Source organism: Marinilabilia sp., assembly GCF_016278715.1.
In the GTDB taxonomy this organism is placed as follows: Bacteria; Bacteroidota; Bacteroidia; order Bacteroidales; family Marinilabiliaceae; genus Marinilabilia.
Genome location: NZ_JADQBH010000045.1, coordinates 42,331 through 57,213 on the forward strand (window position 1 = coordinate 42,331; position 14,883 = coordinate 57,213).

The following is a 14,883-nucleotide window of genomic DNA, read 5'->3' on the forward strand; positions in this document are numbered from 1 at the left end:
TTAACATTTACCCGCAGGGTACATACAAATCATGAAGGGGATTGACAAAAAGAACCGGGGTATTGCCCCGGTTTTTTAATAACCGGATTTCCGGTGGTCCGGTAAATACATACTCCGGGGAGTTGAGGCGCGTGGCTGGTAGCACCAAAAGACTATCCCTTGAGTTTCCCGCCATTTCAATGGCTTTTGAACGTGCTTCTTTTCTTTTGCATCCTGCAGGGCAGGTTTCGAAAACCACATTTGACTGGTTGAACAGATTTCTGATAAAGGCAAGATTTCTTTGCAGGTACTGTTTGGTGGTTTTATTTCTGAATTCCGGATGAATAATGTGTAGTCTGCCCTGATGAGTTCTGGTCCAGAATCCGGCCCAGGCAGAGGCTTCTTTTTCCCCATCTTGCAGGCACACAGGAAAAAATATGTTTTCGGGACACCACCCGGAGTCAGGGGCATCGGGCAATACCAGATAGGGTACTTTCAGGCTTCTGAATTTTGCGAAAAAGTGAGTGGCTTTATTTCGGCTTTTCAGGTTGATTACCTTGGGAGTCAACACCACCAGAGTTACATCGTGTTCTGTGGAATTCAGAAAGGAGTAGATGGTATGGAAAAAATTCTTGTCGGAATGCTGTACGGTAACCGATGCATGAACGAGTGGGTTTCTGACTTCTTTTTCGGATTTGTTGTAGGTGAAAGGAATTAATTGATAATCGAGATTTCTGGCAATCCGGGTGCCTGCCGACATTAGTTGGGCCGCGTCATCGTCAGGTGAAATGGGAAGTAACAGGCTTGCCATAAATATAGAGTTTTTTGCTAATTTTTAATCCCTACAAATAGAGGAACGGTTGTTTGGGATGAGTTAAAAATATGTAATTTTAGTGAGATGGCAATTGTTGTTGAATTGTTCATCCGGAACAACGGCTAAAAATAGAAGCCATGAGCAATGAAATAGATATGACTATATGTCTGGGGAGCTCTTGCTTTTCGCGAGGGAACCGTTATACCATGGAGTTGATAAAGAGTTATCTAAAAGAACACGACCTGCAGGACAGGGTATTCTTTCATGGTGACCTTTGCGACGGGCTTTGCGAACAGGGTCCTGTTTTAAAAATAAACGGAGAGGTATTCCGGAATGTTACCTCAGACAATATTTATGAAGTTCTCAATGATTTTTTCTCTCGTGAGGATATTGGTTAAAAACGAATTTGATTTTTATGGCTCAGTTGATTCATGTCGACCCCGAAAAGTGTAATTTAAGTCTTACCTGCATCCGGGTTTGCCCTGCCAAAGCCATTCGCATTGTTGACAAACATGCAGAAATAATGCCGTCACGGTGTATTGGCTGTGGAAATTGCGTGACTATGTGCGCTCAGAATGCCATTGAAGTACGGGACGAGAAACAACGCGTCCGGAATCTTCTTGACGGAGACACACCCGTGGCTGCAATCTGCGACCCTACTATCTCTGCTGAGTTTGTGGATATCTCCGATTACAGGAAGTTTGTTGGAATGATTCGTTCTCTCGGTTTTTCTTATGTTATGGAGGGTGCTTTTGGGGTGGATTTGGTTTCTTTTCGTTACCGGGAGTTGCTCTATAACTTCCAGGGGAAATATTACATCAGTACCAACTGTCCGCCTGTTGCTTTACATGTTGAGAAGTACCATCCCGAACTGGTGGATAATCTGGCCCCCATTGTGCCCCCGTATGTAGCTATGGCAAAGGTTACACATAAGATCTACGGAGCAGGTACTAAAATTGTTTACATCAGCGCTTGTGCTGCAGCCAAAGATGATGTCCGGTATTTTAAAGGTGACGGCAAAACCGATGCTGTGCTTTCTTTTTTGGAGTTGCGGGAGATGTTCGCGGAGAATCATGTGACCGAAAACTCGGTTAAATTTAGCGACTTTGACCCGCCAATCGGCAGAAAAGGAGGATTGTTTCCCATCAACCGGGGATTGCTGCAGGCGGTAGATATCAATCAGGACTTATTGAGTGCGAGTATCATTATGACGGAGGGGCGCAACAATTTTCTGCAGTCTCTTCAGGAGTTTAAGACTGAAAAGGGGCTGCAGCAGCATCTTGATCTTTTTTATTGTGAGGGATGTATTATGGGACCATGTACCTCTCCGGGAGGGAAAAAGTTTTACCGGCGTTCTCAGGTGATTAAATATGTCAATAAGCGCTTGAAAGATTTTGATTACGAAACATGGCAGAAGCAAATCGAATCATTCAGGGATTTGGATTTGAGCAGATCATTTAAGGAACTGGATCAACGGTTGCCTTACCCTGCCGAAAGTGAGATTCAACGGGTGTTGCATGAAATGGGTAAAGGCAAAGTGGAAGACCAGCTGGGTTGTGGTGCCTGCGGGTATCCATCCTGCCGCGAATTTGCTGTGGCATATTGTCAGGGATTGACCAATTATGAGATGTGCTATACTTATACCATTCATAAGATGCATACATACATTGGAAAACTAAATGCGACCAATGAAAAACTCAAAAAAACAAAAGAAGCTTTAAAGCAGAGTGAAGAGAAGGCAAGGGAGGAGGAAAAACTAGCTCGTCTGGCTGCCGAAACAACTACCGCAATGCTTAATAAAATCAGGGCCGGGGTGGTAATTGTGGATGCAAATATGAAAATCATTGAGTCGAATAACAGTTTTGTTGAAATGCTTGGCGAAGATGCCCGGCAGATAAACGAAACTATTCCCGGACTCAAAGGCGCTGAGCTGGCTGCCCTGGTGCCATTTCCCAAGCTCTTTTCCTCAGTTTTGCAGTCGGGGCAGGATTTACTCAACCGAGATACCTCTGTTGGTGACTCAATTGTGAATGTGTCGGTCTTTACCATTGAGAAAAATAAGATTGTAGGAGGCATCATTCGTGACCTCACAGCTCCTGAGGTAAGAAAGGAGGAAGTGGTAACCAGAGCCAGAGAGGTGATTCGGGAAAATCTTGAGACTGTGCAGCAGATTGCCTTTCTTCTGGGCGAAAGTGCTTCTAAAACTGAAAAAATCCTGACCTCCATTATTGAAGCGCAAAAGTTGGGAAGTAGGGATGATTCAGGCATCACTAATAAATAATAATTTGATTTGTCCCTGTCATGCATTTACCAGAACAGAATATTTATTTGGATATTTTTTGCGAACAGCGTGATCACGAGGGCGAAGCCATCTGTGGGGACGTTTTTCTTTCCCGGAGGGTACGTGAGGAGGGGAGAACTATCGTTGTATTGTCCGACGGAATGGGCTCTGGAATTAAAGCCAATGTTTTGGCCTCTCTGACTGCTTCCATGGCCATAAACTTCACTATTGAACACAGGGAAGTGCGGAAAACTGCAGAAATAATAATGAATACTCTGCCGGTTTGTTCCATTCGGAAAATTAGTTACTCCACATTTACGATTGTAGATATGGAAGACAACGGACAGACCACTATTGTGGAATACGACAATCCATCATGCCTGTTGCTTCGGAACAACCGTGAGTTCGACCCGGGCTGGGAAAACCTGGAGCTGGAATCGGAACGTCACAAGGGGAAGATTATTCGAACCTGCAGTTACATGGCCCAGAAGGAGGACCGAATTGTGTTCTGGACAGATGGAGTTATTCAGTCAGGAATGGGCACACGTTCTTTCCCTTTTGGATGGGAACGCCGCGGAGCTGTTGGGTATGTGATGAAAATCCTTGGTAATGAGCCTTATATTTCTGCAACTAAAATGGCCAGAAAAGTCACCAATATGGCCGGGCTGCATGATGGCGAAAGTCCCAAAGATGACACTTCTTGTGGTGTGATTTATTTCAGAGAACCCCGAAAATTATTATTGGTGTCAGGGCCCCCCTTTGATGAACGTCACGATCTGGATTTTGCTTTAAAAGTTCAGCGTTTTAGCGGGAAGAAAATTATTGCTGGAGGAACCACTGCGGAGATCGTGGCCCGAGAACTTGCCCTCAGGTTCGACGCCGGCATGGAGTCTACAGATCCCGAACTTCCGCCTGTCTCTTATGTGGAGGGCATAAATCTGGTGACTGAAGGGATTCTTACCCTGGGTAAAGTGGCTCGCATTATGGAGAACTACCACCGTGACACTAAATTGGGAAATGGTCCGGCCGACCAGATTATCAGAATGCTTCTTGAAAGTGACCGGATTCATGTGTTGAATGGTACCCGGATTAATGTTGCCCACCAGGATCCCAGTTTGCCTGTAGAACTTGAGATTCGGCGTTCGGTGATTAAGCGTATTGTTCATCTTCTTGAGGAGCGCTTTTTAAAAGAAGTGGATTTAGAATTTATGTAGCATTGGCAAGAAAATGCCAAATACTTTTGGCAGGTTTAAGAACAGAGTTTGCTTCATTGTTTTCGCGATGATGGGACTGTGATTATTTGAATGAATTGTTAAATAGTTTTAAGTTTGGAAAGAGACTTATTTTTCCGTTAAATAGGATTTTGTTAATGTTATTCTTCATTCCTGCAATAATTTAGACTAGATATATATTACAAAGCGTGCTTTTTTTTATTTTTTATAGTCGTTAAAAATTGTAGTTTCGTGTATTAATTATTGAAAAAATTCTTTAATCAATCAGGTGTCTGTTATGTAATTGATTGTCAGGCACATATTGTAGTTTTGATGTTGCTTTTTAAATGAAAATAAGTAGATTACTTGAGGTATTGGACGGAGAACTCGTCTGCGGCGAACGGTTTCTGGATAATGAAGTGTTGTGGGGATTCGCAAGTGATTTGATGAGTGATGTTTTGACGCTGGATACGGATAAATTGGTTCTGGTAACCGGATTAAACAATTTACAAACGATAAGAACTGCTGAAATGGCAGATATTGAGTGTGTTGTGTTTGTCAGAAATAAGAAGATTCTCCCGCCTATGATAGAAATTGCCTCGGAGCATGAGATGGTTTTGATTGAGTGTCGCTTTTCCATGTTTGGAGCGATAGCCCGGTTGTATGAGGCCGGGCTGAAGCCTGTTTATTGATTTAGCAATATGAAGCAATAGCTGTTGGTTTTTGGCAAAACCCTTTGGGTTAATTGTTTTTGTTTTAAAGTGTGATTGAGCGAAGATGGTTGATGTCAATATGATATAGCTAATCTAGCGTCTAAAAATTTAACCATCTATTGATGAAGTTTAAATATGAAATAGAAGGGGGTAATTTTTCCAAAGCGGGAAATGCCAGTAGTGCAGTAAAAAAGATTCTGAAGCAATTGAATGTTCCGCCTGCCATTATCAAAAAACTGGTGGTTGCGCTTTATGAAGGGGAAGTGAATGTGGTAGCCCATGCCTGGAACGGATGCATTCATGTAGATATAGAGGCTGATCGAATTTTTGTATCAATTGAAGATGAGGGACCGGGTATTCCGGATATCGAACAGGCCATGCAGGAGGGATATTCTACTGCTTCTCAGGCGGTGCGGGAAATGGGTTTTGGAGCTGGAATGGGATTACCCAATATGAAAAAGAACGCGGATTACCTCAATGTTAAAAGCGAGGTGGGAAAAGGCACCACGGTTGAGATAATAACATTTTTAAAGTAACAGAGATCAATGGTTGAAAGCGGGTTTTATCATGCATTAAAGGTTGATGAGGACAAGTGTTTTGGTTGTATCCATTGTATGAATGTTTGTCCTACTGCTGCCATCCGAATTCTTAAAGGCGTAGCGTCCATCAGGCCCGACTGGTGTGTGGATTGCGGTGAATGTATGCGGGCCTGTCCGGTAGATGCCATTTTTGTGGAACAAGACGATTTCGATAAGATATTTCAATACAAGTGTCGTGTGGCTTTGGTTCCTGCCGTTCTCATCGGACAATTCCCGGAAAAGGTCACCGAAGCAGAAATTTTCTCCGTAATGCGCGAGCTGGGCTTCACACATGTTTTCCAGACAGAGCATACCACAGGAGTAATAACGCGGGCTATGGTTGAGGCTGCCCGCGATGCCGAGGAAAAACCGGCTATCTCCTCTTTTTGTCCGGCCATCGTGCGATTGGTTCAGATTAAATTTCCCTCTTTGCTGGATCAGGTGTTGGCCATAAAGCCGCCTATTGATGCGTCTGCCGTCTATTTCAGGAAAAGGTTGGAAGATGAGGGTATCCCATCCGAAGATATTGGTATTTTTTACATTACTCCGTGTGCTGCCAAAATTGCTGCAGTAAAAAGTCCTGTAGGAGAAGAGAAATCGCCTATCAATGGTGTCATCAATATGAAGTTTATCTACAATAAGATATATAAACTCATTAAATCCAGAAATGAAACCAGCAGTATTTCTCCTGGGGAGATGCTGCCATTGTTGAGCCCGGGGGCTATAAAATACAGCCTGACCGGCGGTGAAGCTTCCCTGATGGAGGGACGATGCCTGGCCATTGATGAAATCCATAATGTTATTGAATTCTTAGAAAAACTGGAGCATGATGAAATTGAGGGGGTTGATTTCTTGGAACTCAGAGCGTGCGACCAAAGTTGTGCCGGCGGAGTTTTGGTAGGGGGAAACCGGTTTTTAACCACCGAGCGGCTCAATAAACGGGCAAAAAGGTTTGAAGGGGTTGCTGATATTCCCGCGGATATCAAAGCCTACACGCATTTTATGGCCAATAATCTGGATATAGGACCGCTGGAACCGCGCTCCATGATGGCGCTGGATCAAGACATGGGGGAAGCTATGCGGAAGATGCAACAAGTGCGTCATTTGATGTGCTTTTTGCCGGGAATTGATTGTGCGGCCTGCGGAGCCCCTAATTGCCAGAGTCTGGCCGAGGATATTGTGCGAAGAGAAGCTCAGCTTTCTGCATGTGTCTTTATTCAGAGAATGATGGAGAAGCACAGCAAGTTAAGTGGTGAACATGCACTGAAGATTATTGAAAAGATATGGGGCAAAAACCGGCTGGATAAGGATTGTAAGAAAAAAGGGGCCGAAAACGAATCGAATATGGAACTCTGATTCTTTGAAATGTATAGTGACAATCTTAAAAATAGTCTTATGACTGTAAATGATATCGTTGGTAAATTGAATTTAACCGTTTTTGGAGGAGATAAAGGTCTCAATCGGGAAATTACCGGAGGTTACGTGTCCGACCTGCTGAGCGATGTGATGGGAAATGCCTCTGAGGGAGAGGTCTGGGTCACGCTGCAAACGCATAAAAATGTGATGGCTGTGGCTTCTCTTAAAGATGTGTCAGCAGTAATCCTGGTGAAAGGACTGAAACCGGATGAGGATATGCTGGCTCAAAGCAATGAAGAGGATATTCCTGTTCTGGGTACTGAGATGGAGACCTTTGAACTGGCAGGTCAACTGTACGGATTGATAAAGAATAGGTAGATATGTTGAAGGAATTTCGTGCCGATTTGCATGTTCACACGGTGCTTTCGCCCTGTGGAAGTCTGGATATGAGTCCGGCACGAATCATTTCCGAAGCAAGACAAAAGCACATTGACATACTGGCCATTACCGATCACAACTCAACCCGTCAATGCAGGGTGGTAATGGAATTGGGCCGTAAAGCCGGAATTACTGTTTGGGGTGGTGCTGAAATCAATACACGTGAGGAGGTGCATTGTCTGGCATTTTTTGAACAAGAGACGGCCCTTGAAGAGTTCCAGCAATGGCTCGACCGATGGTTGGTGAAAATAAAGAATAAGTCCGGCTATTTTGGCGATCAGGTTTGGGTTGATGCAAAGGATAATATTTTGGGAGAGGAAGAGTGGTTGCTTATTGCAGCATTAGACAGAACCATTGACCAAAGTTATGAGGAGGTACACCGCCTGGGAGGTGTTTTTGCTCCGGCCCACATCGATAGGAAAAGCAACAGCCTGAACAGCCAACTGGGATTTGTTCCACCGGATATCCGGGCCGATGCACTGGAGATAAGTCCCTCGGCCACATTGGAATTGGTGAGAATGAATGGCTGGAATAAAATAAAACCGCTGATCGCCGGTTCGGATGCCCATCAACCTGAGAGATTAGGATTGAATATGACACAATTGAAAATGAAAAATACCAGTCTTGGAGAGTTTAAAAAAGCATTGATTGAAGTGGATGGACGAAGTGTTATTCCTGAAAGATTGCAGGAAACTCCAGGTTGTCAGTGACCGACCCTGGATGGTGAACTGAAACCAGGTTTTATGAAGTTTATTTGAAAATCCAGTTTTTAAGAAATACCATGAAGGATTTATCTATGCATCTACTTGATATTGCTGAGAACTCCATTAAAGCCGGCGCAAAGCAGGTAGAAGTGGAACTCCGGTATGCTGATAATCGTCTGGTTATGACCATCAGCGACAATGGATGCGGCATGGATGAAGAGATGGTTAACAGAATTACCGACCCATATATCACTTCGCGCACTTCGCGAAAAGTGGGGTTAGGATTACCCTTTTTGAAGATGAATGCAGAGCAGACAGGAGGAAACATAATGATTTCATCAGAGCAGGGCCGCGGCACCACTGTGAAAGCAGTGTTTTTGACCGACCACATTGATTGTGTTCCTCCGGGCGATCTGGCTTCGTCGCTTTCGCTTTTGATGACCGGCAATCCGGAGATCAATTTTGTTATACGATTGATTAAGGACGATGATGCCTTTGAGGTTTCATCGAATGAAATAAACGAAGTGTTGGAGGGAATTCCCATTTCACACCCAAAAGTCGGGGTGTTTGTCAGAAATATGTTGAAAGAAGAGTTTTAAGCGTATTAAATACAGTGTGTTATGAGCAAAGTGAAAAATCTTCAGGACCTCAAAAAAATGAGGGACGAACTCAAAGGCAAAATCAACCTTAGAGAAAAGAGTGACCATCCTGAAAGCATGGTGCAGATTAAAGTTTCGATGGCGACCTGCGGCATAGCCTCAGGCGCGCGTGAAACGATGAATTATATGATTGATGAACTGGACAGTCAGGCCATTGATGCCGTTGTTACTCAAACCGGTTGCATGGGGTATTGTTATGCCGAGCCTACCATTGAAGTGACTATGCCCGGTGAAAAACCGCTTGTTTTTGGTAATGTAAATACTAAAAAGGCTTCCGAAATCATTGAAAAATATATCAAAAATGGCGAATTGGTGGACGGGATTATTCCTGATAGCTACGAAACCATTGATGGTAAATAGTCTTTGCAAGGGGCTGTCTAAAAAGTCACTGTAGCTTTTACATTGCGCGGGTGGTTGTCTTTTATGTTGCATATAATGAGGTCCTTAGCTGTGTTTGGAATGACAAAAAACACGAAATCCATGACTCTCCTGACAACCCCCTGGTTTTGAGTAAGTTAACTTCCAAAAATAAAGTAGAGAAATTTATCCTTTAATGCCTAATATGGTTTTAAAATAATATAATTGCTATGGCCAAATACAAAAATCATATCCTTGTTTGTGCAGGTACCGGTTGCCGGGCCTCTGAGAGCGAAGCCATTGCCGTCAATCTGAAACGTTCAATTGACGAAAACAATCTGGAAAACGACGTTCAGGTAGTGCGTACCGGTTGTTTTGGCTTTTGCGAAAAGGGACCTGTGGTAAAGATGGTACCCGACAATACTTTTTATGTCCAAGTGACTCCAGACGATGCAGAAGACCTTGTGCTTGAGCACCTGATAAAAGGACGGAAAGTGGATCGCTTACTTTATGTGGATCCCGAAACCAAAGAACAAGTGAGTGATTCCAAACACATGGATTTCTATAAGAAACAGATTCGCATTGCGCTCAGAAACTGCGGTTTTATCAATCCCGAAAATATTGACGAATACATAGCCCGCGACGGTTACAGTGCGCTGGGTACTATTCTGGATGAGATGTCGCCCGAATCAGCTATTAAGATAATTAAGGACTCGGGTCTTCGGGGAAGAGGAGGTGGTGGTTTTCCAACAGGCCTTAAGTGGGAAATTACCCGGAAATCGGAATCTGATCAGAAGTATGTGGTTTGTAATGCTGACGAAGGGGATCCAGGGGCATTTATGGATCGCTCTATTCTGGAAGGCGACCCCCATTCAGTATTGGAAGCGATGGCAATTTGTGGGTATTGCATTGGTGCCGATTCCGGGTTGATTTACATCCGTGCGGAGTATCCGTTAGCCATCAAACGTTTAAAGGTTGCCATTAATCAGGCCCGCGAATATGGCTTGCTGGGGAACGATATCTTCGGTTCAGGATTTTGTTTCGATGTGGAAATCCGTTATGGTGCCGGAGCTTTTGTGTGCGGTGAGGAAACGGCACTGATTCATTCTATGGAAGGGTTGCGTGGAGAACCCACCGTGAAACCGCCTTTCCCTTCGGTTAGTGGCTATAAAGGAAAACCCACCAACGTCAACAATGTGGAGACTTTTGCCAATATCCCTGCCATTTTTCTGAAGGGGGCTGATTGGTTCAGACAGATTGGAACGGAGAAAAGTTCCGGAACCAAGGTTTTTGCGTTGGCGGGAAAAGTCAACAATGTGGGACTGATTGAGGTTCCGATGGGAACTACTTTGCGCGAGGTGATTTTTGATATCGGCGGAGGCATCAAAGGCGGAAAGAAATTTAAAGCGGTTCAGACAGGAGGTCCGTCAGGTGGCTGTTTGACTGAACATCACCTGGATTTGCCTATTGATTATGACAGTTTGATTGCCAGCGGTTCCATGATGGGCTCGGGAGGCATGATTGTGATGGACGAGGACGACTGCATGGTTTCGGTAGCCAAGTTCTATCTTGATTTTACCGTGGAAGAGAGTTGCGGTAAATGTACCCCCTGCCGTATTGGAAACAAGCGACTTTACGAATTGCTCGAAAAGATAACCCTGGGTAAAGGGGATGAGGGAGATTTGACCCGGTTGCGTAATCTGGGCAATGTAATTAAGGATACGGCGCTCTGTGGATTGGGCCAGACATCACCTAACCCGGTACTTTCGACCATGGACAATTTCCCCGAGGAATATGAAGCTCACGTGAAGGAGAGTAAATGTCCTGCCGGTCAGTGCCGGGCGCTGATGCAATATGTTGTCAGTCCCAAGCTTTGTACCGGTTGTACATTATGTGCACGTGTTTGTCCGGTGGATGCCATTTCGGGTGATAAGAAAATGCCGCATTTTATCAATACTTCCATCTGTATAAAGTGTGGTGCCTGTATGGATAAGTGTAAGTTTGGTGCCATCAGCATTCAATAAATCGGGTCTGAAATTTTGAAAAAATAACGAGTTATGAACTTAGCTAAGTTAACCATTGATAATAAGCCGGTAGTTGTGGAAAAGGGAACTACGGTTCTTGAAGCTGCCAAATCTATCGGCATCAAAATTCCATCTTTGTGCTATATGAAGATGGACGATATGAATTTTGAGAATAAACCGGGTGGTTGCCGGGTTTGTGTAGTCGAAGTGGAAGGACGACGCAATCTGGCTCCTGCCTGCAAAACCGAATGTACCGACGGTATGGTGGTCAATACGCATACGGTTCGGGTGGTAAATGCCCGTCGTACTGTTGTGGAATTGATATTGTCCGACCACCCCGCGGAGTGTCTTACCTGTGCCAAATCCGGGGAGTGCGAACTGCAGGACCTCGCGCAAAATCTTGGTATCCGTGAAATTCATTATACAGGAGAACAGTCGCATTACAAAGGCGACCAGTCGCCTGCCATTATTCGCGAGATGGACAAATGCATCATGTGCCGCCGATGTGAGACTGCTTGTAATGAGGTTCAGACCGTGGGTGTTTTGTCGGCCGTGAACCGTGGATTCGAATCGGTTGTGGCGCCGGCTTTTGAAATGGACCTTGACCATTCAGTTTGCACATACTGTGGTCAGTGCGTAGCTGTTTGTCCCACCGGGGCATTGACCGAAAGAGATTATACCTGGAAAGTTATTGAGGCTTTAGTCAACCCCAACAAAACGGTGGTGGTGCAAACGGCTCCTGCCGTTCGTGCCGCGTTAGGAGAATCATTCGGGATGGAACCCGGCTCTTTGGTTACCGGAAAGATGGTTTCCGCCCTTCGAAAATTGGGATTTGATTATGTTTTTGATACCGATTTTGCAGCCGATTTGACCATTATGGAAGAGGGAACCGAACTGCTGGACCGCCTGAGCCGCCATTTGAGTGGAGATAAGGAGGTTAAACTACCTATTCTGACCAGTTGTTGTCCCGGTTGGGTGAAGTTTTTTGAGCATCAGTTTCCTGAAATGATGGATGTGCCATCTACAGCCAAGTCGCCCCAGCAGATGTTCGGCTCCATTGCAAAGTCTTATTTTGCAAAAAAAATGAACAAGAAGCGCGAGGATTTAGTGGTGGTTTCGGTAATGCCTTGTCTGGCAAAAAAATATGAGTGTACCCGCGAAGAGTTCTCTGTAAACGGCGATCCCGATGTGAATGTTTCTATCTCAACAAGAGAACTGGCTCAGCTTATACGTAATGCCAATCTGGATTTTGCTTCACTTCCGGATGAAGACTTTGACCAGCCTTTGGGCGAATCTTCAGGAGCAGCGGTGATTTTCGGAACAACAGGAGGGGTTATTGAGGCAGCGGTGCGAACTGCTTATGAGTTGCATACCGGAAAACATCTGGAAAAAGTTGATTTCAAAGAGTTGCGGGGAATGGAAGGTTCACGGAAAGCGACTGTCGATTTTGACGGTTTAAAACTCAATATTGGTATTGCTCATGGATTAGGAAATGCCCGAAAGCTGCTGGAAGAAGTCAAGTCCGGAAAGTCGGAGTTCCATGCCATCGAAATTATGGCGTGTCCCGGCGGTTGCATCGGCGGAGGCGGTCAGCCTTATCATCACGGAAATGTGGATATTCTTAAGAAACGTCAACGGGCTATTTATGAAGAGGATAAAGGGAAACCTATACGTAAGTCGCATGATAACCCGTTTATTCAGGTTTTGTATAAAGAATTTCTGGGGAAACCAATGAGTGATTTATCACACGAATTACTACATACACACTATTTTGACCGTAAGAAAAAAGCTGAAGTTGAATAGGTTTGTAACGAGTTGATAACTGTTCATTGATAATTTGATAACTGAAAAATGTTATGGCAAAAATAAAAATACCCGAAAATAAGGTTCAGGAATTGAAGGACTTGTGCGCCCAATTCAAAAATGAACCCGGCGAATTGATTAACGTATTGCATGGAGCCCAGGGAATGTTTGGCTACCTGCCTGCCGAAGTGCAGGAAATTGTGGCAGAGGGAATGAATGTCTCTTTAGCCCATGTGTATGGTGTGGTTACATTTTATTCGTTTTTTTCAATGTTGCCCAAAGGAAAACATCCCATCTCCATTTGTATGGGAACTGCCTGCTATGTGAGGGGAGCGGAAAAGGTGTTGGATGAGTTTAAGCGTCATTTGGATGTGAAAGTTGGCGATACCACTCCTGACGGGAAATTCTCCCTGAGTTGTTTGCGTTGCGTGGGAGCCTGTGGACTGGCCCCGGTGGTGACCATCGGAGAGCGCGTTTACGGACGTGTTTCGCCGGAAGATGTAAAAGGGATTCTCGGAGAGTATTAAATTTCAGGAGCGGCGAAGTAGGAGTGGCGGATTCCGGTCTGCCTTTTGCTACTGCGGATCGGAACCCGCCGCTCCTATAAAAAACCGTAAAACCTTTCCGAAAACACCACATTCATCGTACCTTTAATCCCTTAAAGGTTTTGTTATGTCCGTAATTTATCATCCTCAGAAATATAAGATTGATGATCGTCCCATGCAGAATTTTATTGATTCTGATGAGATTTGGGAGACTCTGAAGCGGAATGAGAATCCCGCAAGGGAAAGGGTGCGTGAGGTCATTGCCCGTTCGCTGGATAAGCATCGTTTGTCGATGGATGAAACGGCCGTATTGATCAATGCCAATACGCCCGAACTCATTGAAGAAATTAAGAATGGTGCTCGTGAGCTGAAAGAGCGGGTTTACGGAAAGCGGATTGTCTTGTTTGCACCTCTTTACATCGGAAACCTTTGCGTAAATAATTGTGCGTACTGTGGCTTCCGTACTGAAAATAAGAAGCAGAAGAGGATTACGCTATCTTCCGATGAAATCAGGGCAGAGGTGGAAATGCTGGAGAATTCCGGTCATAAGCGTTTGATACTTGTTTTCGGAGAACACCCCAAATACGATGCTGAATTTATTGCCGAAACGGTACGCAATGTGTATAGTGTAAAAAAAGGCAATGGAGAAATCCGGCGGGTCAATATCAACGCCGCCCCCATGAACTTGGAGGATTTCAAAATTGTGAAGGATGCAGGAATCGGTACTTATCAGGTATTCCAGGAGACCTACGAGCGCAATGCTTATCTGAAAGTGCATTTGGGCGGAAAGAAACGTGATTATGACTGGCGGATTACTGCATTGGACCGTGCCCAGGAAGCCGGAATCGACGATGTGGGAATTGGTGCCTTGATGGGGCTTTACGATTGGCGATTCGAGGTATTGGGCTTGTTGAGACATGTCAACCACTTTGAGGCAGTTTATAAGGTGGGGCCCCATACCATATCATTTCCACGCCTCAAGCAGGCTTCCGGTTTTGATGTGAAGCCGGAATTCGAGGTAAGTGATGAGGAGTTTACCCGTCTGGTGGCCATTCTTCGTCTGGCAGTTCCTTACACAGGATTGATTCTTACCGCCCGCGAACCTGCACACATTCGTGATGAGGTTCTTCAATATGGCGTATCACAGATAGATGGCGGTACCAACATTGAGATGAAGGGCTATTCGTCCCGAAAAGACAAACAGGATCTTGACCATGAGCAATTTACTATTGGGGATAACCGCACCTTGAATGAAGTGATGGAAGAACTCCTGGGGCATGGTTATTTGCCCTCGTTTTGCACTGCTTGTTACCGGTTGAAACGAACGGGGGAGCATTTCATGGAATTTTCTGTTCCTGGGTTTATTAAGCGCTTTTGTCAGCCCAATGCCATGCTCACTTTGGCCGAATATCTGGAAGATT

15 protein-coding genes are annotated in these 14,883 nt (G+C 44.7%); 14 read left to right on the forward strand and 1 reads right to left on the reverse strand.

Annotation, left to right across the window (positions count from 1 at the left end):
* Window positions 1-7: 7 nt before the first annotated feature.
* Window positions 8-790, reverse strand: a complete 783-nt coding sequence (locus tag QZZ43_RS03280) for a hypothetical protein (RefSeq protein WP_291856220.1) — start codon at window positions 788-790, stop codon at window positions 8-10.
* Between the two features lie 140 nt (window positions 791-930).
* Here QZZ43_RS03280 and QZZ43_RS03285 point away from each other — a divergent pair, with 140 nt between their 5' ends.
* The 14 genes from QZZ43_RS03285 to hydG all read left to right on the forward strand — a co-directional run.
* Window positions 931-1,191 carry a (2Fe-2S) ferredoxin domain-containing protein gene (locus QZZ43_RS03285; RefSeq protein ID WP_291856222.1) on the forward strand — a complete coding sequence of 87 codons (261 nt, stop codon included), beginning with the start codon at window positions 931-933 and terminating at the stop codon, window positions 1,189-1,191.
* Between the two features lie 17 nt (window positions 1,192-1,208).
* Entirely contained in the window at window positions 1,209-3,074 is a 1,866-nt protein-coding gene (locus QZZ43_RS03290; protein ID WP_291856224.1) for a [Fe-Fe] hydrogenase large subunit C-terminal domain-containing protein, read from the forward strand.
* Window positions 3,075-3,094: 20 nt separating this feature from the next.
* Window positions 3,095-4,288: a SpoIIE family protein phosphatase gene (locus tag QZZ43_RS03295; protein WP_291856226.1), complete on the forward strand. Its 1,194-nt coding sequence runs from the start codon at window positions 3,095-3,097 to the stop codon at window positions 4,286-4,288.
* A 344-nt stretch (window positions 4,289-4,632) separates the two neighbouring features.
* Window positions 4,633-4,977, forward strand: a complete 345-nt coding sequence (locus QZZ43_RS03300) for a hypothetical protein (RefSeq protein ID WP_291856228.1) — start codon at window positions 4,633-4,635, stop codon at window positions 4,975-4,977.
* A 143-nt stretch (window positions 4,978-5,120) separates the two neighbouring features.
* Window positions 5,121-5,534 carry an anti-sigma regulatory factor gene (locus QZZ43_RS03305; protein WP_291856230.1) on the forward strand — a complete coding sequence of 138 codons (414 nt, stop codon included), beginning with the start codon at window positions 5,121-5,123 and terminating at the stop codon, window positions 5,532-5,534.
* 9 nt (window positions 5,535-5,543) lie between these two features.
* The gene (locus QZZ43_RS03310) at window positions 5,544-6,932 is read left to right on the forward strand and encodes a [Fe-Fe] hydrogenase large subunit C-terminal domain-containing protein (RefSeq protein ID WP_291856231.1); all 1,389 of its coding nucleotides are present in this window, start codon (window positions 5,544-5,546) and stop codon (window positions 6,930-6,932) included.
* Window positions 6,933-6,971: 39 nt separating this feature from the next.
* Window positions 6,972-7,310 carry a DRTGG domain-containing protein gene (locus QZZ43_RS03315; protein ID WP_291856233.1) on the forward strand — a complete coding sequence of 113 codons (339 nt, stop codon included), beginning with the start codon at window positions 6,972-6,974 and terminating at the stop codon, window positions 7,308-7,310.
* 2 nt (window positions 7,311-7,312) lie between these two features.
* Window positions 7,313-8,080, forward strand: a complete 768-nt coding sequence (locus QZZ43_RS03320) for a PHP domain-containing protein (RefSeq protein ID WP_291856235.1) — start codon at window positions 7,313-7,315, stop codon at window positions 8,078-8,080.
* A 71-nt stretch (window positions 8,081-8,151) separates the two neighbouring features.
* Window positions 8,152-8,673, forward strand: coding sequence for an ATP-binding protein (locus tag QZZ43_RS03325; protein WP_291856237.1), 522 nt, complete (start codon window positions 8,152-8,154; stop codon window positions 8,671-8,673).
* 21 nt (window positions 8,674-8,694) lie between these two features.
* Window positions 8,695-9,093, forward strand: a complete 399-nt coding sequence (locus QZZ43_RS03330; protein ID WP_291856239.1) for a (2Fe-2S) ferredoxin domain-containing protein — start codon at window positions 8,695-8,697, stop codon at window positions 9,091-9,093.
* A gap of 227 nt (window positions 9,094-9,320) precedes the next feature.
* Entirely contained in the window at window positions 9,321-11,114 is a 1,794-nt protein-coding gene (locus QZZ43_RS03335; RefSeq protein ID WP_291856240.1) for an NADH-ubiquinone oxidoreductase-F iron-sulfur binding region domain-containing protein, read from the forward strand.
* Between the two features lie 33 nt (window positions 11,115-11,147).
* Window positions 11,148-12,917, forward strand: a complete 1,770-nt coding sequence (locus QZZ43_RS03340; protein WP_291856242.1) for an NADH-dependent [FeFe] hydrogenase, group A6 — start codon at window positions 11,148-11,150, stop codon at window positions 12,915-12,917.
* Window positions 12,918-12,970: 53 nt separating this feature from the next.
* Window positions 12,971-13,444 carry an NAD(P)H-dependent oxidoreductase subunit E gene (locus QZZ43_RS03345; protein WP_291856244.1) on the forward strand — a complete coding sequence of 158 codons (474 nt, stop codon included), beginning with the start codon at window positions 12,971-12,973 and terminating at the stop codon, window positions 13,442-13,444.
* A 145-nt stretch (window positions 13,445-13,589) separates the two neighbouring features.
* Window positions 13,590-14,883: [FeFe] hydrogenase H-cluster radical SAM maturase HydG (gene hydG, locus QZZ43_RS03350; protein WP_291856246.1), on the forward strand; the 1,294-nt coding region annotated here is incomplete at its 3' end.